Here is a 19,567-nt window from a genome sequence, read left to right as displayed (position 1 = left end):
ATAAAGTCCCTTTAATTTTCTGCTTAATTCGTATACTTTACTGCAACTGCCGTACAAAGTAACATATATTTTTGCATCAATTAAGAATAAGTCTAAATAAAATTAATAAATAATATATGCAAATTTATACGCATTACAAGTACATATGGCTGGTCATTCTGCTCATTAGCGGGTTTTCTATACAAGCGCAGGAGAAGTATACCATAACAGGAATTGTAAGATCTACTACTGGGGAACCACTTATTGGAGCAGGTGTTAAGCTTTTGGGTACCAATAAATCTACGGTTACAGATAACGAAGGAAAGTTTAAGATTCAAGATATTGGACAGGGAGAGCATAAGGTAAGTGCCAGGTATCTGGGCTACGTCGAATCCGTACAAAAACTTGCTTTATCAGGCATGCCAACTAACAGGCAGCTCAACTTTAGCTTAAAGTATAATCAAAATGATCTTTCCGAAGTTGTAGTAACGGGGCGTACTGCTGTTAAGGAAGTGAACAGGCAAGCCTATAATGTAACTGCTGTGGATGCTAAGAAGCTATACAACAGTACTCTTGATATCTCCGGTGCATTAGATAGGGTTGCTGGAATTCGGGTTAGGGAATCTGGTGGTGTAGGTTCTAATTTCAACCTTTCTTTAAATGGATTTTCAGGGAACCATATCAGATATTTTATGGATGGAATACCTATTGATAATTTTGGTTCTTCCTTCCAGATTAATAACATCCCAATTAATGTTGCAGATAGAATAGAAGTATATAAAGGAGTTGTACCAATGTGGTTGGGATCTGATGCGCTTGGTGGTGCAATTAATATAGTGACAAGTGATCGTTATCGGAATTATATTGATGCCTCCTATTCCATTGGATCCTTTAATACCCACAGAAGTGTGATCAATACAGCGATGACCACTAAAAATGGTTTCACAGTTCAGTTAAATGCATTTCAAAATTATTCTGATAATAATTATAAGGTAAACGTTGAGGCATCAGACATTTATACTGGTGCATATGCACCTGCGGCAATCTTGCGCAGGTTTCATGATACTTACCATAATGAAACGGCAATTGCCAATGTTGGGTTTGTTGACAAGGTTTTTGCAGATAAATTATTGTTTGGGATTACGATGGGTAAAAACTATAAGGAATTTCAAACCGGGGCAAGAATGCAAGCCGTATTTGGAGCCTGGCATCGTAGGGGCGATATCATCATGCCTACTTTCAAGTATAAGAAGACTGACTTGATTAAGGGCCTTGATGTAACCATCAACGCAAACTATAACCTGGGGACTGAGCAGAATATTGATACTACCAATGTAAGGTACGATTGGTATGGAAACAGTAAAGCCAATGGTTCAAACGGAGAACGCTCCAGGAGTATGTATAAATATAAGAACAACAATGGGCTGGGAACGGCTATGGCAAATTATAGGATTAATGATCACCATTCTGTTACCTTGAATAATGTGTTCAATACTTTTAACCGAAAGGGTAGTGATGTTCTTAGTCCCACTAATGCCGAATATGAACGTACAAAAAAGAGCATTAAGAATATTTTAGGTTTTGGCTATAGTTACGATAGGAGTGGTAAATGGAGTACTTCGATATTTGCCAAATATCTATATCAAAGCAATATAAATGGAACTCGGGCAACGGGCGAATCTGTAAAGGAAAAAGTTGGATATGGTGCTGCATTAACCTATTTCCTACACCCAAATTTACAGTTAAAAACTTCATATGAGTTGACCAATCGTTTGCCTGAAGCACAGGAATTATTTGGTGATGTAGAAAATCTGGAAGGAAATGCCAACCTGAAACCTGAGAAAAGCGATAATTTTAATCTTGGTGTGATTTATGGTTTTGCGGTTAATAAGAATCATAATTTTTCTGTTACCGCTAATGCGGTGTATAGAAATGCCAGCGATTTTATTTATACCCGATTGAATCAGAATCAAGGGAAATTAGTTGCAGATAACAGAGAAGGTGTTAAGACCTGGGGAGGAGATGCAGAGATCAGGTATTCCTATAAAGACTGGCTTACCGCTGGTACAACTGTAACTTATCAATATCTTCAGAACCGTCAGAAAACAGATGGAGTGCCGCCCGTTCCGAGCATTGTATATTTAGATCAGATGCCAAATATTCCTTATTTATTTGGAAACAGTGACGTATCTGTATCACTTAAGGATCTGGGCAAAAAGGGAAATACACTTAATATTGGCTATAATATTTTGTATGTGCATGAATTCTGGCTGGTATGGCCTTCTCAGGGAGGAAGAGATGTATCAGACGAAAAAAGAGTTGTTCCAATGCAACTGTCTCATGACTTGAATTTTGTATACAGTATTAGAAACGGACATTACAATATTGGCCTGGAAGCTAAAAATATCACCGATGCACATCTTTTTGACAATTTCAGTTTACAGAAATCGGGTCGCGCTTTCTATTTAAATCTTAGGTATTTTTTCAATAAAAACCGCAATTAACAATTTCTATTACTTTAAAATCAATTATATAACAATGAAAACAAACATTACGAAAGCATTTACAGCGTTGCTCTTCGCAGCTGTGCTTATTTCCTGCTCAAAAAAAGATAATAACGGAGCTACACAAAACCCGGGTAATTACATATTGGCTGTAACGCCTGTAGCATCGACAGCAGTGGCAGATTACCTTTTAACGGCAAATAGCCTGGAAACTGGTAGCATTACAACAGTAGGAAACGGTGTTGAACAGGATGGTACTTATCGGTATTATGTAACTGCAAACAATAAGTTTTTCAGCATGCTGTATGGACAAGGAAATCCAGGTGCGGTTACCACTTACAGTATTCAAAATGGAAAATTAAGTAAGGTGTCTAACTTCCAGACGGAAACAGTTCAGGCTTTCGCTCCTGTGAATGATGATATTCTATTGATCAAAATACCACGAAATATAGCTACTCCTTTAGCGAACTGGTACAGCGTGAATACAAATAGTTTACTTATTGCTCGTGAAGGAACTATAAATGTGCAAGAACCTTCAAATAATGGTGAATCTGCCCATTTTAGCTGGATCAAACAGGTAGGCAATAAGGTATATGCACCTTACTTCTCTATTAAAGCTTGCTGTGGCGAATCTTTTGGTACTGCTTTTCCTAATAACGCATGGATCGCTGTTTATTCATACCCTCAAATGCAACTGGAAAAAGTAATAACTGATGACAGAACAAGCTTTATCGGACGCTATTTTACTGATGGTCTTTCTGTAGTTGAAAATGGCGATGTTTATGCATTTTCTTCATCAGTAGCTACAACTGGAGGTGTTTTAAGTTCGACTAAACCATCAGCAATTACAAAAATAAAGTCTGGTACTACGGAGTTTGATAAAACTTACTTTTATGATTTTGAAGCCATTTCTGGTGGTTATGTGATTACAGATTGGATATATGTTGGCGGTAACAACTTCGTCGTTAATGCAGCACTCAAAGCTGAAAAGGGTCCTTATGTTGTTGGAAAAAATATTGGTATTGTGAATGTGGTTAATAAAACATTTAAGCTGGTAACAGGAATGCCAAAGCTAGAAGATATTGCAGGTTTGACTACAAGTAATTATACACCAAAAGATGGTAAAACGGCTTTCATAGGGGTGAATTTAGTAAGTGGCCTTAGCTATGTATACAAAATTGATGCAGCTACTCAGGCCGCTAGCCAAGGTTTAAAAGTTGAAGGTGGAAAAATCACTTCAATTCAGCATCTACAATAATATTACTTCCTTAAAAATTTAGAATTCATAACACCAAACGATTAAAACAATGATACCGGCAGCTAAAAATATCCCATCAAAAAAGAAGAGTAAAGATTCACTCTTCACGAGAATTAATAAATGGCTTCATCTTTGGTTGGGGTTAGCTTCAGGAATCATTGTTTTAATAGTTTGTTTAACAGGCTGCATCTGGGTATTTAATGAAGAGATTAATGGTTTATTGGAGCCGGAAACAAAAATTGAAAGACAGGATAAACCTGTCATTACCCCGGCACAGTTATCAGCTATCGTTGCCCGCGAATACCCTGATAAATTACCGGCCTATGCTAATTATCAGCAAGGGCGTACCATAAATCTGAATTTAAAAGATAAAGTTGAAAAGAAGGAGAAAGGAGTGCGTGGTGGAGGAAGAAGAGGAGGCGGGATTACCCTTAAGATTAATCCTTACAGCGGAAAGGTCGTTGCTAAAGATGTTCGTAAAAAAGGAGAGACAGACTTTTTTAGGTTTATTTTAAATGGACATCGATTTTTATGGATGCCTTACGAGATCGGCAGGCCGATTGTAAATTATGGGACTATGGTTTTTGTCGTATTACTAATCACAGGACTAATCTGGTGGTATCCAAAGAAATGGAACAAATCTACCCGGGATAAAAGCTTCAAAATCAAATGGGGAGCTTCTTTTAAACGTGTAAATCTTGATTTGCATAATGTGATGGGTTTTTATGGACTATTGTTTTTATTGGCTATAGCACTCACAGGAATGGTGTATGGTATAAAATGGTATAGCGAAGGCTTATATTGGGTAACTTCTGGGGGAGATACCTTAGCAGAGTTTAAGCGTATGGAGTCAGATTCCTTGCAAGCTAAAAAGTTTTATACACCAGAACAGGCTATGGATTTAGCCTGGAATAAAGTGATTGCAAAACATCCAAAATCCCAGGGGTTTTATTATAATTTTCCTGATACCTCAGCAGTAAAAGCTACAATAAACATTACTGTATATCCAAATACAGGACAATTTTATAACAGTCAGGGTTATACATTTGATCAACATACTGCCCTGGAGCTTAAACGTGAGGATGCATACAATACTGCTTATGAAACAGCAGGATTCGGCACCAAATTGCGGAAAATGAATTATGATATCCATGTGGGGAGTATTTTAGGTTTTCCTGGAAAAGTACTCGCTTTTCTTGCTGCATTAATTGGCGCCAGCTTGCCTGTTACTGGTTTCCTAATCTGGTATGGCAGAAAGTTTAAAAAGAAGAAGTCTGCAAAGAAAATAGAAGGCCGCATTGATGAGAAGGGAAAGCAACTGGAATTTCCACAAGAGACCTTTTTATTGGTAGAGTAATCGCAACGATTAGCTACTTGTATTGATACAGGTTTTAAACGGTTCTTCTACGGCTTCTCTACGGGTTCGGTACGGCTAAAAGCGTATCAAACCTGTAGAGAAGCCGTAAAGAATAGGTAGGGAATACAGTGGCAGATGCTAACTATTCACTTGTAAAGACTAGGATTCCAGATATTACTCACATTGAAGGAATGAAAGACTATGGGCTTGATAAAATAGAATCCGTACAAAAGTCGCAGGTGGTAGTAGCGGGAATAGAAATTCCGATAGGGGAAGGCTATCGGAATTCTTTGCAAACTTACGTAGCCGACAAAAACTTGTAGGTTAGATAGGTTACTTTTATGGATTTACTTAGCGTAAGGGAAATTTTTGATCGGCTTTTTAACAACTCGTTCTATCATGTCCATAGTCGAATACATCTCGTAGTCGCGGTCATTTGTGTAAAATCTCCATAGCAAATCTCCTGCTGTGCTGTCATTTAATGACACTGTTAAAGTCGCAGCGCCCGTAACGGCAGGCAGTGTTGTCTGAGGCGATGGGGTTTCCGTAGCACCAGATTTTGTGCGATCGGGTCTTGCATTAAAATATTCTACTTCATAATTTTCCGAAACTAGAGCATCAACGCCAAGGGCTTTTGCAATTTCCTCTTTGGTGAAATTTTTAAGATTATCCTGAAGTACTCCCGGTTTGCTGGACAGCTATAGGTCAAACTTAAGATTATTTAGGACACTTTTTTATTATTTTGATAGAATACCTCATTTGGCGTAAGATCGTCCATTGACCGATGCCTTCGTTCATTGTTATAAAATTCCACATACCGTTTTATACCCTGGAATAATTCCATACCACCGTTAGGTGGGTTAAGATAAATATACTCCTGTTTCAAAGATCTCCAGAATCGCTCAATGAACACATTATCCAAGGCTCTTCCCTTGCCATCCATAGATATACTTACATTACTGTCTTTAAGTGCTTTAGTGAAGATCGGACTGGTGAACTGTGAGCCTTGATCCGTATTAAATATACCAGGTGTACCATGTTCTTCAATGGTTTCAAGCAGTACATCTCTGCACCATTCTACGGTCATGGTATTTGAAATGCTCCATCCGACAATCTTTCGGCTGTACACATCAATAATGGCAAACATATACATGAAGCCTCTGAACATGGGAATATAAGTGATATCAGCCTGCCAAACCTGGCCCGGCCGATCTATTTTCAAGCCTTTCAGCAAATATGGATATTTATGGTGTGCCGCATTAGCCTTGCTCAGGTTCTTTTTAGGATAAATTGTCCGCAGGTTCATCACACGATAAAGACGACGTATACGCTTGTTATTCACATGACATCCCAAATCTTTGTTAAGATACGCAGTCATCCGGTCCACGCCGTAAAACGGGCAGTCAAGAAACTTACGGTCAATCAAATTCATTATCGACTGGTTGAACAGCGACTCGCCTTTAGGCTTGAAATAATAGCAGCTGCGCTGCAAGTTCAGTAGCTTGCACTGACTGGCAATACTCAGCGCCTGGTGCTCCGGGGAAATAAGGCTACGCCTTTCAATCATACTCATTTCCCCAAGACTTTTTTTAGGAAATCAACCTGGATCTGAAGTTCGCCAATCTTGGAGTACAGTTCCTTCTCTTTAGATTCTTCCTTTTCATCTGGTTTCTCTGAACCAAACACCGTATCGGCTTTCTCAAGAAATTCACGCTTCCACGCGGTGATCTGTGTGGGATGGAGACTGTATTTGGACGCAAGTTCTTGCATGGTACTACTTTCCTTAATTGCTTCAAGCACCACTTTGGTCTTGAAAACAGAACTGAATTTTCTACGCTCTTTTTTCATTTTCAACTGTTAAATTTATGAATTTAATCAGCTGTCCAATATTTGGGGAGTATTATATCCATCATTCCTGCTCTTTTTAATAGGACATTAGTTTTCTCAAGGTCCTGAAAGCTAGTGACGCTTTTAATTCCACGCTCCAGCAAAAAGGTATATAGTGCCGATTGTACTTTATAAGCCAATTCGATCTCTTTATCTCTGTTAGCCTCATAGTCAAAATATCTAGGCTGGGCCTTATAGGTAATTTTTACATCAGCAGGTAAGATTGCGATCAGTTTGTGCTGGCTGCTTAGTTGTTTAAAATTCGGGTTAGTGTAAGGCTTTTGCGCGTAGCTGAAGGTGCCAAAAGCCGCAGCTATGGCTAATAGAAATAGTTTTTTCATGACGTAAATGTTTCATTAGTGTGTAAGCCAATGATAGAGAAAAAAAATGATTTTGCTGTGTAATAATTAGCATACACAAATTTTTCACTTACAGCTTTTCAGTATCATAGATACTTCCTCCGGCGTATACATCCCCTGTTTATTGCCAAAAGAATTACTGATGTAAACCAGCAGTTGTGCAATATCGATATCGTATAATTCGGGAAATGCCGGCATGGTGCCATCATATATTTGCCCATTCACAGTGATGGTGTCTTTTATGCCGTTTTTAATAAAACAAGCGAGTCTATGTTTGTTCGATTTTAAGAAAACAGTATCGGTAAGTGGTGGTGTGAGGCTAGCTAGGCCTTCACCTTTCGTTCCATGGCAATTTTGGCAATGCTTAATGTATAGATCCCTGCCATTAACATAGTAGACATCTTGTTTTAGCTGCCCTGCATCCTGACAAGAATAGATGATGGTAGCCAACGCTAATAGAAATAAAGCACCAATCAGGAACCTACGCATAGCTTATTTTTTATCTTCTGCCAATAAAACCGGGATGTCTTTCATTAACTGAGCAACCTGCTTCGTATCGGTGCCATCATAAGCCCCACGAATGCGTTTTTGCTTATCTATTAGTACCAACCAACCTTGATGTATATAGCCCTCTTTAGCGGTACTATCTTCAATAACGGCTACAAGGTAATCTTTTTCAGCAATCTTATAAACACTGTCTTTACTGCCATATACAAATTGCCATTTACCATTGTCTACACCCAATTTTTGAGCATATTTCTTCAATACAGAAGGGGTATCATATTTAAAGTCGATGGTATGCGAAAGGTACATTACATTGGGGTTGTCTTTATATTTTTCAAAGATTTCCTTCATGTTACGGTGCATAACAGGACATATTGTAGAGCATGAAGTAAAAAAGAAATCAGCAATGTAAATCTTATCCTTAAACTTATCGTTGGTGATATAAACACTATCCTGATTCAGAAAGCTAAAGTGAGGTATGGTTTTGTATACCGTATCTATACCGGTAGATCCATCTGGCTTTTTAACAGTCTCTACTGTTCTGGGACCCAATATAGGTAACTTTTTTTCGCCTTGGCAAGAGGTAATTAAGACTATAGCGGCAGCGAATAAAGATAGTGGTATAGAAAGTTGTAGCTTCATAAGAATAATGATAATTTAAGAAGAGCAAAGGTACTTAAAATGAAATTAACCCTACCATTTTGATAAGGTATACTATTGCCATAAAAGCGTCAGAAAGGCAAGTTCCAATCACTAATAATAAGTATCTCATTTTAATTTATAGTTTACTTAAAATATATAAAGCTTCGTTCCATTCCATAAAAAGGACCTTTTACATAAATTATTTTATTGCTACTACTCCTTTTAATTATATTAAATTCTCGAATATTAAAAGATCCTAGCTTATTTGCAATGTTAGGATATTTTAGGGCTAGTTCTGTTATGCTGAAAAGATATTTTTCACCAACTCTAAAAATTGGTCCGGTAATTCCTTTTAAAAGGCTTCCGCCAAATAGGTCAATTGATAGATTTACGGCAGAAGATGTATAATTTTGTTCAGCAACCAGAGCATCAAGGGCTGAATATCCAGGTACAAAACCAAATATAATTATGTGATTATGATGTATTCTTTTAATATTTTCACTCAAGACCGTATATCTACGATTCATTTCATCACGTTCCTGGGCTTCTTCTATATTTTTTGGTTGATCTATTCCTTTATATCTCCTAAACAAAGCTCTTACTTTTTCCCAAAATGGAGGTTCCTCAAAAGCTGACAAATTGTCTATTTCTAATTCGTTATTCCTATATTCGGCTTCAGTTAATTGTTCAAATATTAATCTGGATATTTCATTCAACTCTTCGGTTGTTAATTTATCTTCAATCCATTACTAATTCACCTATTAACATAAGTTTTTTGCATTTTTTCTTGATCGTTGACTATACTCCACGGTTTATATTTGTAAATATAGAAAATAGCTTTTATGATATGACAGTATTAAAATCACTCTCCATTTTCCTGCTTGCAGGGATATGTGAAATAGGCGGGGGATACCTGATATGGCTTTGGCTCAAAGAAGATAAACCTTATTGGTATGGTATTCTGGGGGCACTGATTTTGGCTCTTTATGGTGTAGTAGCTACCTGGCAAACTGCCAACTTTGCCCGGACTTATGCTACCTATGGTGGCATTTTCATTGTACTTTCCCTGCTATGGGCATGGAAGATTGATGGTTTCAAGCCTGATCGTTATGATATCATCGGTGCGCTGGTCGCTTTGGCCGGTGTCTGTATCATTTTTTACGCCCCACGTTCAATCCAATAATAATGTAAACATGAAATACATCTTCCTCATCCCATTGCTGGCGTTTTCCCTTTCGGGATACTGCCAGAATAAAAAGCCAGAAAGAAAAAGTATGAAAAAGACAACAGCCGCTACTTTTTCGGACGGTGCAATGATAATTGCGGCAGTGAAAGAACGCTAAGCTGCAAACTGACCGGCCCGGAGATGCAAAAGCGCAAGGCAACAGTCATTGCGAGCCTAAAAAGCCAGATCATTGAAAAGAAGGAATTGGAAAACGGCTATATTTATAAATTTAAGGGTAACGATCCTGTATTGGATGAACTGGCTGAATTTATCAAAACAGAAAGACAGTGCTGCGACTTTTTCCCGCAGGTCACATTAAAAACAACAGGTAACCGAGTATTGCCCCAGCCAATATGATAAATGCACTGTTAACTTTGCTGAATCTGAAAACAAAAATTAAGCTGACAATTGCTATAAGTATAGTTCTCCAATCAGCAATACTGTCTTTTGCCATGTCATAGCAGACTACTAAAATGATAGCTACTGACGCAACATTTACTGCATCTAAAAATGCAGATAGCATTTTTGAGGAACGCATCTTTTTCATCAGCGGATGAAGCAGTGCCACAAATGCAAAGGAAGGGAGAAAAATAGCAACAGTAGAAACAATTGCCCCTGAAAGGCCATTAATCTGATACCCTATGAAAGTAACCGAAGAGAAAACAGGTCCGGGAGTGAATTGTCCAACAGCAATAGCGTCTATCAATTCCTGTCTGGTGAGCAGTCCCGATTTAACCAGGTCAGCATCCAAAAAAGCAAACAGCACATAGCCGCTTCCGTACAGAATAGACCCGATTTTTAGGAAGGCCAGGAAGAGATGTACGTTCTTAGACGAAAGAAAACCTGAACCGGCAAGCTGCAACAAGGTGACCGGGATAATTGAATGGACAGTCTTTTCCTTATTTATCAGGTATAATAGCATTGCCGCTATGCCGGCACCAAATAAAAGGAAGATTTCATTGATGCCTAATAAAGACAGAATCAAAACGATAATACCGATGGCCCAAAGCTGCGGGGTTTTCAGCGATTTTTTTGCCAAGGGGTAAATAGCCGCCAATATCACAGCGATTATAGCGGGCTTTATTCCATAAATGAAAGGCTGGACCTCGGGAAGCCGACCGTACTGCCTATACAACCAGGCAAAAAATAAAGTAATGATAACGGCAGGACATATAAAACATAAACCGGCAACCAGTAATCCTTTCCATCCTTCTCTTTCTTGCCCGATATGGATTGCCATTTCTGTACTGTTGGGTCCAGGGATTAAGTTAGTTGCACCTATCATATCGAGAAAATGTTCTTCGGATATCCACCGGCGCTTTATTACTACTTCCCGCCGCATCATGGCAATATGAGCCGCAGGCCCTCCAAAGGCTGTAAATCCCAATTTCAGAAACACCCGGGAAAGGTCTTTCAGGTTATGCTCTTTCTCCACGCTTGATTAGGTATTGATCAACAGAATAATTGCCACTGCCCAAGAAAAGCAACACTATTTTGGCAAAACGTCCCGCACCCACAAGCCCCGGTACAACGAACTTTTGAACACCTTCCGAAAGAAAGACCAAGCCAACGATCATCCTTGGGATAACCAATGGCAATGGCTTCGTTATCAAAATACTATTTTTCATAGTGCAGTTTAAAATCCTGGTTGGTAAATGGCGGTGAAGACGGAACTGTAATCACATTGAACTCGTGCTTGGTTGCCTGGTGGCAGGAATTGCAGGCATTGGTCAGATTGATATAGCCTTTTTTAAAAGCAGCGCTGTTCTGCTGCTGAATGGCTTTTCGGATATTGTCCAATGCGGGATCTATCATAGGCAGCGATTGGGTTTCCGGACGGTCAGTGCAGTATTGCCTGATGCCGTCCATACTTTCCTGAATTTCGCCAACCTCGAAATCCGCGAGCTTCCAGTTATTGCTAATGCCTGCAAACCATAGTTTATTATGGTGAACCTGTATGCTGCTCATAAATTCACCAAATCCCGGTTTATAGCTGTGATCCAATCTGGACTGGAGGCTATCAACCTGATCTTGTAAAGCCTGCTGATCGCCGACCTTCTGATTACAGGCGAATAGCAGCAATATGAACGGAGTGACAAATAAATTTTTCATACCCTATAATTTTCGGCGAAGGGATATCCCCCTTATACAAAGTTGGCACAATAATTTTGATGCTTTGAGGTATATTTGAAAATACTATGGTTCTTTATCGCTCTCTGCGAAAGGCTTGCGGTGTGAAGCCAGTATGGCGTCTGAAATATTTGACAAAGTGGGAGGTGTCATTAAAGCTCAGGCTGTAAGCTATCCCAGATACACTAGTTTCCGTGTATATCAATAATCTTTTTGCTTCGGAGATGATATGCTGCGCTATTAGTTGCGAGGCGGAAAGACCCAGTGCCTTTCTCGAAATGGCATTTAAGTTCTGCGGCGTAGTATTTAGCTTTTCGGCATAGTAAGCAACATTATTCCTTAGTTCATCCGTATTATCGAGCAACTCTCTAAATAATAAAGCAACATTACCGGTTTTATTCTCCCTATCTGTAGAAATAAGGTGTGCATTATTCAATATTTTTGCCAATAGCGCTTTTAAAATTCCTTCGGTCACTGTAAAATCACTCTCTGAAGCAAGCAACCGAAAAAATGGCTCAATCATGCAGCTTTCCTTAAGATATAAGCAGTTTAATGCACTTGCCCGGGACAAAAGCTTTTTCAGTTCGCTGTCCAGCGATTTTTCGACAAAGCCGTTTTGCAGCAGCAGGACATAACCTTCCGGTGAAGTTTCTATATCCCAGTGATGGACCTGCTCTTTGCGGACAAAGAAAATAGCCGGTGTTTCTATAGCATATTGAACATAGTCAATGGTGTGCGTACCTTTTCCCTTGAGCAGGTATATGATCTCAAAATAATTGCTATGCTTATGCGGCTGTGTTCTTCGTTTCTCCTTGCTGAACGGCGAAACCCTGATCAGTTCAGCCGTTTCTATCTTGTTCTTTATGGTGATGGACCTCTTCAATTATTTTCGATCTTGAATTTCTCTTTAAAATTAACGATAATATTTCTTCTTCATCCACAAGCTCGCCCTAACCAGCAGTATCAATACAGGAACTTCCACCAGTGGACCGATAACCCCAACAAAAGCCTGCGGAGAGTGAATGCCAAATACCGCAATTGCTACTGCGATTGCCAACTCGAAATTGTTTCCTGTAGCAGTAAATGCTACAGAGGCGTTTTTGTCATAAGGAACATTTAAAGACTTACCAATAAAGAAGCTTACGAAAAACATCAGCACAAAATAGATGATCAGCGGTATAGCGACTTTTATCACGTCCATCGGCAATGCTAGTATTTTGTCACCTTTCAGACTGAACATTAATACTATGGTAAAGAGCAGTGCATACAATGTGACAGGCGATATTGCGGGCACAAATTTCCTGTTATACCATTCTATGCCTTTTGTTCTTACCAATACATATCGGCTTAAAAAACCGGCTAAGAAAGGAATCCCCAAATACATCAGTACACTTTCTGTAACATCCTTTATAGATACGTTTACATTGAAATTAGCCAAGCCTAATCTGCGTGGCAATACATTGATGAACAGCCATACCAGAAAGCTGTAAGTCAATACCTGAAAGATACTGTTTAATGCCACCAATAAAGCTGCGTATTCCCTGCTGCCTTTTGCAAGATCATTCCAGACAATGACCATTGCGATACATCTTGCCAGTCCGATCAATATTAAACCTGTCATATAATCGGGTTCGCTGCGCAAAAACAAAACAGCCAGTCCGAACATCAGTACGGTACCAATAACCCAATTGAGCAGCAATGATAGGCCAATTACTTTTTTGTCCTTAAATGCCTGAGGCAGCAGTGTATAGTCAACTTTTGCCAATGGGGGGTACATCATCAATATCAGACCTGCGGCCAGCGGAATATTTGTCGTACCTATGGATAAGGCATTGGTCACATTGGAAATAGCCGGAAAGGAATATCCCAGACCAATGCCTGTTGCCATCGCCAGAAATATCCATAACGTGAGATAGCGATCAAGAAATTTTAATCTTGGCTGCATAGGTCAAGGATTAATAAGGGAGAAAACATAAAACATTTCAGCGGCAATCTGCAAACTTCTTTCAGCATATACCTTTGTTTGTTCCTGCATACCATCTGAAACCTTTGGGTCATCAAATGTGACCGGTATTCGTTTTTCTGCACCTGGGATAAGAGGGCATCCACCGTCTGCCTGTGAACAGGTCATAATCGCTGCAAACTCTGATACAGGATTAAAAGGGCTATCATATTTCTTCGAAAACCCAATGACAGGCAAATCATTATCACCGTATTTTATAGCATAAACTGGATTATTGCTATCCGCAATTTTGAAAATATTGAAATCTTGATCTACCAATGTTTCCGCCACTTTCGGGAATAATGCCGTTTCTTCCGTACCGCCGGAATAGCAATGGACATTTGGAACGTTAAAGTGCATTGCTGCTGCCTGTGCCCAAATCTGGGATAAATGGCTTCTGCGGGAATTATGAGTACAGATAAAATTGAGATTGACATTCTTCCGCAGGTATATTTTCTGCTGGATGAACTCCAGCAGGGGCTGCAATACAATTTTACGTTTTTCACCGATATTTTGCGGCTCCAACTGTGCTATTGTTTTCGATAATACTGTGTACATAAATGAATCGTTATTTCTTACGAAAACTGCAGAACACAAAATTCTGCACTGTATCAAAAGGGGTTTTATGGTCAACGGTAATACATTCTATTTTTTCAAAATCATTTTGAAACAAATCTGTCATCGTATGTTCCGAATATTGTCTGATTTGGATGCCGCTGCATTTTGTTGGTCCCTGTTCTGAGAAAGTACCGATAACCATCATTCCATTTACTGAAACGGCGCCTGCTGCAATAGCGAGATAATTATCAATTTCCAGCTCATTCGTCAAAAAATGGAATGTGGCCCTGTCATGCCAAAAATCATATTGTTCCGTCGGCTGGAATTTCGAAACATCTTCAACGATCCATTTTACTTTATCTGCCTTGCTACCTAATCTTGCCTTTGCCCGCTGAATGGCGGCATCGGAAATATCGAGCACCGTAATATCAACGTAGCCTAAATCAAGCAAATGGTCAACGAAAAAGCTGTCACCTCCACCGATATCAATGATTTTGGCGGTCTTTTGCAGATTAAATTGATTGAGAAAAAACAGTGAGGTTTCCGGGTTGGGTTGATACCAGCTAACTGTTTCCAGGGGGTTGTTTTCGTAAATATTTTCCCAGTGGGCTTTTCGATTTGAATCTTCCATTTCTTAAAAATTTTTTGATTAGCAACATCCCGAATTAGGTGTGCAACAAGGAGCATTTAATTCCGACAGTTTTATTTTTTGCTTTTCCACGGGAATGCCGCAGGCTTCGTTCGCCAGACAAGCGGTTCGCTTGTTCTTCAGCACAAAATGATCTCCGTTAAAGTCCAAATCGTATTTACCAATAGTTCCTGTTTGGTATTCTACCTCAATTTCTGCATCTTCAATACCTAATTTTTCCTCTGATAGCTTAATAATATGCAATAATTTGGTTGGCTTTAACCTATGCTCATAGTCGTCCGCATTCCAGAGCTGAAAGTTTACCACCTTTTCGTTGCGAATTACACCGCCGCAATCAATAAAGTGCTTCGTGATCATTCCAATTTCCGTTACATGAAAGTGTACCGGAACAAATGTTCCGTTCTCCATCTGAAATTCAACATTAGTCAATGTTGGCAGGATTTCTTTGATTTCTGATAGTTTCATAAGAATCTAATTTAAGGTTTTAATTAATTACATATTGCAATGTGACGATGTTAATAGCTATAAAAAAAGAGATCAGCAGCAGTTTTTTACTTTAACCTCCTGATTGAAGAAGGCATTGAACTCATTTTGAACAGACTTCCAGACTTCCTCATTAATACAATAGCAGACCGATTTTCCTTCGATAGTCCCCTGTATGATACCTGTACTTTTGAGTTCTTTTAAATGCTGGGAAATTGTTGCCTGGGCAAGCCCCAATTCATCAACGAGATCATTGCAGATACAAGCTTTTTTATCAATGATATATTGAAGTATAGCAATCCTGGCCGGATGGCCCAAGACCTTGAAAGCCGATGCCAGTTTATTCTGCTTGTCTCCAAAAATTTCTGTTTTAGTAAGTCCCATACTTCAATCTTTTAACATCGCAATATTACGATATTAAAATCTACAATACAAGTACAAAATGAAAAATCATTGTTGGTTAGGTTTCAAATAAGCCGTACAGCATTGCCGTGATCAAATTGAGGATCATACGGAGTATCTTTTTTCCACAGGTAATACATCATGGAAAGGAACTTTTTCTGAACCGCTACATAGGCTTTCATCTTAACCTTAGTCCGATCGTAAACCCTCAAGAATAAGTTGTAAAATTGTGGCTGGTCGTCTCTTACCGCACAAAGAGCGGGCATATGGAGCACACGGCGTATCCATTTTATCAGCTTCTATAATTTCAGCAATTGTATCGCCTAATTCCTTAATCTGCCTGTCAATTGCCTATCTCGTCAACATCGTATAACGTGTTTCTGCCCGCCCATGATTTACCTCCTTTCTGTATAGGAACAAAGATATGAGCCCATTCTGTAGATCTTTAGAATTTGGCATTAGATTCTCTTTACGACAGGATTGTGCTAAAAATAGACATAAGAGAAAGGCAATGTGACTGTAATAGACCGTGGGTATGGGGACTACCAATCAACCGTTTTCTATTACTATAAAAAATTGTACAAAAACCACACATCAAATCAATTTCTATTTAGTTTTTTAATACGTTAACTATGGGCATCAGCTTTGAACAGCCTGCTGATAAAAAATAATTACTAATATTGTTGAAATTATCAGCTATGCAGTACACAGTTCTAATTATAGATGACGAGAAAAAGATCTGCAGCCTTCTGGCACGCATTATAGAACTGGAGGGTTTTAAAGTTTTGCAGGCCAATACAGGAAAGGAAGGATTAAAGATATTGGCCAATAATGAAGTTTATGTGGTGATTAGTGATGTAAAACTTCCGGACATTAATGGTGTTGAACTGATTAAAGAAATCAAGAAAATTAGGCCTTATGCTGAGGTAATTAACCTGACTGCTTTTGGTACTATTGCGGACGGTGTAATGGCGATGCGAAATGGGGCATTTGATTACATTACCAAAGGTGATGATAACGATAAGATCATTCCATTGGTCTATAAAGCACTTGATAAAGCAAAGCTTCAATATAGAGTGAGTGAGTTGGAAACCAAAGTGGTTAAGAAATACAGTTTTAGTGGTATATTGGGGCAGTCTAAGGCCATACAGGAAGCCATAAATCTCTCTCAGAAAGTTGCCTCAACAGATACCACTGTACTTTTACTAGGTGAAACGGGGACGGGAAAGGAAGTCTTTGCTCAGGCCATACATTATGAAAGTTTGCGTAAAATGAAGCCTTTTGTGGCCGTAAACTGCAGTGGTTTTAATCACGAGTTATTGGAAAGCGAATTGTTTGGTCATAAGGCCGGGGCTTTTACAGGTGCCATTAAGGATAAAAAGGGATTACTTGAAGAAGCCAATGAAGGAACTATCTTTCTGGATGAAATAGGAGAGATGAATCTGGATTTACAGGCAAAATTATTACGGGTACTCGAAAATCAGACCTTTATTAAGGTAGGGGATACGCACACCAGTAAAGTAAATGTACGTATCATAGCGGCCACGAATAGAGATTTGAAATTAGAAGCTGAAGCTGGTAAATTTAGGTTAGATCTTTATTACAGACTTTCGGTATTTTCTATTGAATTGCCACCTTTATCACAGCGTAAATCAGATATTTTGCTGCTAGCCAGGTATTATTTAAAGGAGTTTGCCAATAAGGTGAATAGACCTGGTTTTAAGATGGATGAGAATTTTGAAGAACTATTGTTGAAGCATTCCTGGAAAGGAAATATCAGAGAGTTGAAAAATGTAATGGAGCGTGTGGTGATTTTGGCTGATGGACCCCTGCTTAATGGAAACTTGTTGCCGTATGAATTCCATGTAACAGAACTTGCTACCGAAGAGGATATGATGAAATTGGAAACAGTAGAGAAACATCACATCGAAAAGATCCTTAGGTATACAGGGGGAAATAAAACGGAAGCCGCTCGTTTGTTGGGGATTGGCTTGACTACCTTATACCGGAAAATTGAAAATTAAGCCTTTAATAAAAAAACAACCCATACTAAACTAATAGTACAGGCTGCCAATTAACGCTCTCATGACAAATATAAGTCATCTTAAATGAAGATTTGATGAAGGAGAAGGTGGTTAAAATTATTTTAAAGAGAATGGCTCATACCGGACATCAAATCGTCCCTGAAAAACATTAATTTCCTCTTTGGCTGTATGTTGTTCGTTTCTTTTAAGATAAAGCAGAAAATCTCCTGCTATGCGTTTTTCAGGATTGTCAATGATAAGTATTTTAAGCTTGTTAGGCTTAGTTGTATCCAGAGAATAGCTATCTGAAATAGCTGCGCTGGCTTTAAAGGGAGTAATAAGAACACCCGATGAAAAATCTTTCATTATTCCGGTAATGGGAATGTTCCCCTTTTTAAATGATATTTCAAAAGATTCATTATCCTTTCCTGACATTACATGAACAATATCTTCATCCACATTATAGCTGGCATAAACACCCTCACTTTCCCAGGCTATATCATTCTTATTTACGGTGATTTTTGACACCGGTTTCGCAGGTGGCGAGGTTTGTTTACTGCAATTGGTTAGTAAACAAACGCATAAGGCAAGCAAAATAAAATATTTCATAGTTGTTCTTTTATACTTAACTTAATGTTAATTAAAATTGGTATGTTGCATGTTATTGTTTTAGGATTAAAATTAACACTTTATAATGATACAACAAGAAATTTTCTTTACAGAAGATCAAATGTTTAGACAATGGTGGCTTTGGCTTATTTTGTTGGGTATAGATGGTACTATTCTATTTTGGCTTTATGAGCAGTTAACTCTAAAAACTCAGGTCTCCGGGAAATCAGTGAGCAATTATGCACTGCTGACATCAGCAGGGGTAGTTGTTCTGGTTACTGCACTATTTTTTTGTATTAGATTGAATACACAAATCAAAAGGGATGGTGTTTATATGAAGTTTTTCCCTTTTCACTGGTCGTATAAATATTACAGTTGGGATATGATAGCTAAGTCTTACGTAAGAACATATAGTCCTTTAGGAGAATATGGGGGATGGGGTATACGTCACAGCAACTCTGGGGAAGGAATGGCCTATAATATATCAGGTAATAAAGGATTGCAATTGGAACTCAACAATGGTAAGAAGATCCTGATTGGTACCAATAAGCCTGAAGAACTAGAAGCGGTGCTGATTAAGTTAAATAAAAGTAATTTTTAATGATAGCTTAAAGGGAGCAATGTTTGTCCGTCCCTGCGGCGCAATTGTGAATCGATCTTATCAAAATGGTAAAAAACCCTTCCAAAATGGAAGGGTTTTTTATTTGGTACGCTAAAACTTATCCTTATTAAATATTGTTGTTTATTGATAATCAGCGCTTTGTTTTTATGTGTCTGATTGTGGTATGCCAATTGGCTATTGTTCATCAAAAACGACACAATTATGTTAACAATCCTCCTTCTACTCGCCCTGCTGCTACTGTGCCGGGTGTTTTACAAATCAATTGACTGGTTCGAGAAAATCTAAAAATTATGATCGCATTATTCATTATTGCATTAGCAGTATTCATTTATATGATTTACGTGCTCATTAAACCCGAAAAATTTTAATTAAC

24 protein-coding genes are annotated in these 19,567 nt (G+C 38.6%); 8 read left to right on the top strand and 16 right to left on the bottom strand.

What is annotated here, in order from left to right:
- Window positions 1–116 precede the first annotated feature (116 nt).
- The 3 genes from P0Y49_12245 to P0Y49_12235 are packed head-to-tail and all read left to right on the top strand — an operon-like array spanning window position 117 to window position 5,098.
- Window positions 117–2,483 carry a TonB-dependent receptor gene (locus P0Y49_12245; protein ID WEK17566.1) on the top strand — a complete coding sequence of 789 codons (2,367 nt, stop codon included), beginning with the start codon at window positions 117–119 and terminating at the stop codon, window positions 2,481–2,483.
- A 34-nt stretch (window positions 2,484–2,517) separates the two neighbouring features.
- A complete protein-coding gene (locus P0Y49_12240) occupies window positions 2,518–3,741 on the top strand; it encodes a DUF4374 domain-containing protein (GenBank protein WEK17565.1) in 1,224 nt (407 codons plus the stop codon).
- Window positions 3,742–3,790: 49 nt separating this feature from the next.
- Window positions 3,791–5,098 (top strand): PepSY-associated TM helix domain-containing protein, encoded by a 1,308-nt coding sequence (locus P0Y49_12235; GenBank protein WEK17564.1) that lies wholly within the window; start codon window positions 3,791–3,793, stop codon window positions 5,096–5,098.
- 721 nt (window positions 5,099–5,819) lie between these two features.
- Here the strand turns inward: P0Y49_12235 and P0Y49_12230 are convergent.
- From P0Y49_12230 to P0Y49_12205, 6 genes are all read right to left on the bottom strand, one after another.
- The gene (locus tag P0Y49_12230) at window positions 5,820–6,671 is read right to left on the bottom strand and encodes an IS3 family transposase (GenBank protein ID WEK17563.1); all 852 of its coding nucleotides are present in this window, start codon (window positions 6,669–6,671) and stop codon (window positions 5,820–5,822) included.
- Entirely contained in the window at window positions 6,668–6,946 is a 279-nt protein-coding gene (locus P0Y49_12225; protein ID WEK17562.1) for a transposase, read from the bottom strand. Before P0Y49_12225 ends, P0Y49_12230 begins: the two co-directional genes overlap by 4 nt.
- Window positions 6,947–6,969: 23 nt before the next feature.
- Window positions 6,970–7,326, bottom strand: a complete 357-nt coding sequence (locus P0Y49_12220; protein ID WEK17561.1) for a hypothetical protein — start codon at window positions 7,324–7,326, stop codon at window positions 6,970–6,972.
- Between the two features lie 84 nt (window positions 7,327–7,410).
- Window positions 7,411–7,833, bottom strand: coding sequence for a cytochrome c (locus P0Y49_12215; protein WEK17560.1), 423 nt, complete (start codon window positions 7,831–7,833; stop codon window positions 7,411–7,413).
- A 3-nt stretch (window positions 7,834–7,836) separates the two neighbouring features.
- Window positions 7,837–8,490 (bottom strand): SCO family protein, encoded by a 654-nt coding sequence (locus tag P0Y49_12210; GenBank protein WEK17559.1) that lies wholly within the window; start codon window positions 8,488–8,490, stop codon window positions 7,837–7,839.
- 143 nt (window positions 8,491–8,633) lie between these two features.
- Complete coding sequence (locus tag P0Y49_12205) at window positions 8,634–9,206, bottom strand: hypothetical protein (protein WEK17558.1); 573 nt, start codon at window positions 9,204–9,206, stop codon at window positions 8,634–8,636.
- A gap of 131 nt (window positions 9,207–9,337) precedes the next feature.
- On the opposite strand from P0Y49_12205, the gene P0Y49_12200 reads away from it, so the two are divergent.
- Window positions 9,338–9,673, top strand: coding sequence for a YnfA family protein (locus P0Y49_12200; protein WEK17557.1), 336 nt, complete (start codon window positions 9,338–9,340; stop codon window positions 9,671–9,673).
- Window positions 9,674–9,683: 10 nt separating this feature from the next.
- Window positions 9,684–9,833 carry a hypothetical protein gene (locus P0Y49_12195; protein WEK17556.1) on the top strand — a complete coding sequence of 50 codons (150 nt, stop codon included), beginning with the start codon at window positions 9,684–9,686 and terminating at the stop codon, window positions 9,831–9,833.
- Between the two features lie 192 nt (window positions 9,834–10,025).
- Here the strand turns inward: P0Y49_12195 and chrA are convergent, their stop codons facing one another.
- The 9 genes from chrA to P0Y49_12150 form a co-directional block, all read right to left on the bottom strand.
- Window positions 10,026–11,150, bottom strand: coding sequence for a chromate efflux transporter (gene chrA, locus P0Y49_12190; GenBank protein WEK17555.1), 1,125 nt, complete (start codon window positions 11,148–11,150; stop codon window positions 10,026–10,028).
- Window positions 11,134–11,343, bottom strand: a complete 210-nt coding sequence (locus tag P0Y49_12185; protein WEK17554.1) for a hypothetical protein — start codon at window positions 11,341–11,343, stop codon at window positions 11,134–11,136. Before P0Y49_12185 ends, chrA begins: the two co-directional genes overlap by 17 nt.
- Window positions 11,333–11,827, bottom strand: a complete 495-nt coding sequence (locus tag P0Y49_12180; protein ID WEK17553.1) for a hypothetical protein — start codon at window positions 11,825–11,827, stop codon at window positions 11,333–11,335. Before P0Y49_12180 ends, P0Y49_12185 begins: the two co-directional genes overlap by 11 nt.
- Window positions 11,828–11,921: 94 nt before the next feature.
- Window positions 11,922–12,728, bottom strand: a complete 807-nt coding sequence (locus tag P0Y49_12175; GenBank protein ID WEK17552.1) for a helix-turn-helix transcriptional regulator — start codon at window positions 12,726–12,728, stop codon at window positions 11,922–11,924.
- A gap of 30 nt (window positions 12,729–12,758) precedes the next feature.
- The gene (gene arsB, locus P0Y49_12170; protein ID WEK17551.1) at window positions 12,759–13,790 is read right to left on the bottom strand and encodes an ACR3 family arsenite efflux transporter; all 1,032 of its coding nucleotides are present in this window, start codon (window positions 13,788–13,790) and stop codon (window positions 12,759–12,761) included.
- Between the two features lie 3 nt (window positions 13,791–13,793).
- A complete protein-coding gene (locus tag P0Y49_12165; GenBank protein WEK17550.1) occupies window positions 13,794–14,405 on the bottom strand; it encodes a protein-tyrosine-phosphatase in 612 nt (203 codons plus the stop codon).
- 10 nt (window positions 14,406–14,415) lie between these two features.
- Window positions 14,416–15,036 (bottom strand): class I SAM-dependent methyltransferase, encoded by a 621-nt coding sequence (locus P0Y49_12160; GenBank protein WEK17549.1) that lies wholly within the window; start codon window positions 15,034–15,036, stop codon window positions 14,416–14,418.
- 18 nt (window positions 15,037–15,054) lie between these two features.
- Window positions 15,055–15,519: a DUF6428 family protein gene (locus P0Y49_12155; protein ID WEK17548.1), complete on the bottom strand. Its 465-nt coding sequence runs from the start codon at window positions 15,517–15,519 to the stop codon at window positions 15,055–15,057.
- A 72-nt stretch (window positions 15,520–15,591) separates the two neighbouring features.
- On the bottom strand, window positions 15,592–15,921 hold the full coding sequence (locus tag P0Y49_12150) for a metalloregulator ArsR/SmtB family transcription factor (GenBank protein WEK17547.1): 330 nt from the start codon (window positions 15,919–15,921) through the stop codon (window positions 15,592–15,594).
- A 716-nt stretch (window positions 15,922–16,637) separates the two neighbouring features.
- Between P0Y49_12150 and P0Y49_12145 the strand changes: the two genes are divergently transcribed.
- On the top strand, window positions 16,638–17,963 hold the full coding sequence (locus P0Y49_12145; protein WEK17546.1) for a sigma-54 dependent transcriptional regulator: 1,326 nt from the start codon (window positions 16,638–16,640) through the stop codon (window positions 17,961–17,963).
- A gap of 117 nt (window positions 17,964–18,080) precedes the next feature.
- On the opposite strand, the gene P0Y49_12140 is transcribed toward P0Y49_12145, so the two are convergent.
- The gene (locus tag P0Y49_12140; GenBank protein WEK17545.1) at window positions 18,081–18,572 is read right to left on the bottom strand and encodes a hypothetical protein; all 492 of its coding nucleotides are present in this window, start codon (window positions 18,570–18,572) and stop codon (window positions 18,081–18,083) included.
- An 85-nt stretch (window positions 18,573–18,657) separates the two neighbouring features.
- Between P0Y49_12140 and P0Y49_12135 the strand changes: the two genes are divergently transcribed.
- Window positions 18,658–19,173 (top strand): DUF6141 family protein, encoded by a 516-nt coding sequence (locus tag P0Y49_12135; protein ID WEK17544.1) that lies wholly within the window; start codon window positions 18,658–18,660, stop codon window positions 19,171–19,173.
- Between the two features lie 311 nt (window positions 19,174–19,484).
- A complete protein-coding gene (locus P0Y49_12130) occupies window positions 19,485–19,562 on the top strand; it encodes a potassium-transporting ATPase subunit F (GenBank protein ID WEK21793.1) in 78 nt (25 codons plus the stop codon).
- Window positions 19,563–19,567: the final 5 nt, after the last annotated feature.

Origin of the sequence: Candidatus Pedobacter colombiensis (genome assembly GCA_029202485.1) — a bacterium.
In the GTDB taxonomy this organism is placed as follows: Bacteria; Bacteroidota; Bacteroidia; order Sphingobacteriales; family Sphingobacteriaceae; genus Pedobacter; species Pedobacter colombiensis.
The sequence above is the reverse complement of the archived record's forward strand: the minus strand, read 5'-3'. Positions and strand labels throughout refer to the sequence as shown.

Excerpts from the sequence above, each read along its gene's own strand:
- P0Y49_12245 (WEK17566.1), top strand. The coding sequence starts at position 117 with ATGCAAATTTATACGCATTACAAGTACATATGGCTGGTCATTCTGCTC.
- P0Y49_12240 (WEK17565.1), top strand. The coding sequence starts at position 2,518 with ATGAAAACAAACATTACGAAAGCATTTACAGCGTTGCTCTTCGCAGCT.
- P0Y49_12235 (WEK17564.1), top strand. The coding sequence starts at position 3,791 with ATGATACCGGCAGCTAAAAATATCCCATCAAAAAAGAAGAGTAAAGAT.
- P0Y49_12230 (WEK17563.1), bottom strand. The coding sequence starts at position 6,671 with ATGAGTATGATTGAAAGGCGTAGCCTTATTTCCCCGGAGCACCAGGCG.
- P0Y49_12225 (WEK17562.1), bottom strand. The coding sequence starts at position 6,946 with ATGAAAAAAGAGCGTAGAAAATTCAGTTCTGTTTTCAAGACCAAAGTG.
- P0Y49_12220 (WEK17561.1), bottom strand. The coding sequence starts at position 7,326 with ATGAAAAAACTATTTCTATTAGCCATAGCTGCGGCTTTTGGCACCTTC.
- P0Y49_12215 (WEK17560.1), bottom strand. The coding sequence starts at position 7,833 with ATGCGTAGGTTCCTGATTGGTGCTTTATTTCTATTAGCGTTGGCTACC.
- P0Y49_12210 (WEK17559.1), bottom strand. The coding sequence starts at position 8,490 with ATGAAGCTACAACTTTCTATACCACTATCTTTATTCGCTGCCGCTATA.
- P0Y49_12200 (WEK17557.1), top strand. The coding sequence starts at position 9,338 with ATGACAGTATTAAAATCACTCTCCATTTTCCTGCTTGCAGGGATATGT.
- P0Y49_12195 (WEK17556.1), top strand. The coding sequence starts at position 9,684 with ATGAAATACATCTTCCTCATCCCATTGCTGGCGTTTTCCCTTTCGGGA.
- P0Y49_12185 (WEK17554.1), bottom strand. The coding sequence starts at position 11,343 with ATGAAAAATAGTATTTTGATAACGAAGCCATTGCCATTGGTTATCCCA.
- P0Y49_12180 (WEK17553.1), bottom strand. The coding sequence starts at position 11,827 with ATGAAAAATTTATTTGTCACTCCGTTCATATTGCTGCTATTCGCCTGT.
- arsB (WEK17551.1), bottom strand. The coding sequence starts at position 13,790 with ATGCAGCCAAGATTAAAATTTCTTGATCGCTATCTCACGTTATGGATA.
- P0Y49_12165 (WEK17550.1), bottom strand. The coding sequence starts at position 14,405 with ATGTACACAGTATTATCGAAAACAATAGCACAGTTGGAGCCGCAAAAT.
- P0Y49_12160 (WEK17549.1), bottom strand. The coding sequence starts at position 15,036 with ATGGAAGATTCAAATCGAAAAGCCCACTGGGAAAATATTTACGAAAAC.
- P0Y49_12155 (WEK17548.1), bottom strand. The coding sequence starts at position 15,519 with ATGAAACTATCAGAAATCAAAGAAATCCTGCCAACATTGACTAATGTT.
- P0Y49_12150 (WEK17547.1), bottom strand. The coding sequence starts at position 15,921 with ATGGGACTTACTAAAACAGAAATTTTTGGAGACAAGCAGAATAAACTG.
- P0Y49_12145 (WEK17546.1), top strand. The coding sequence starts at position 16,638 with ATGCAGTACACAGTTCTAATTATAGATGACGAGAAAAAGATCTGCAGC.
- P0Y49_12140 (WEK17545.1), bottom strand. The coding sequence starts at position 18,572 with ATGAAATATTTTATTTTGCTTGCCTTATGCGTTTGTTTACTAACCAAT.
- P0Y49_12135 (WEK17544.1), top strand. The coding sequence starts at position 18,658 with ATGATACAACAAGAAATTTTCTTTACAGAAGATCAAATGTTTAGACAA.
- P0Y49_12130 (WEK21793.1), top strand. The coding sequence starts at position 19,485 with ATGATCGCATTATTCATTATTGCATTAGCAGTATTCATTTATATGATT.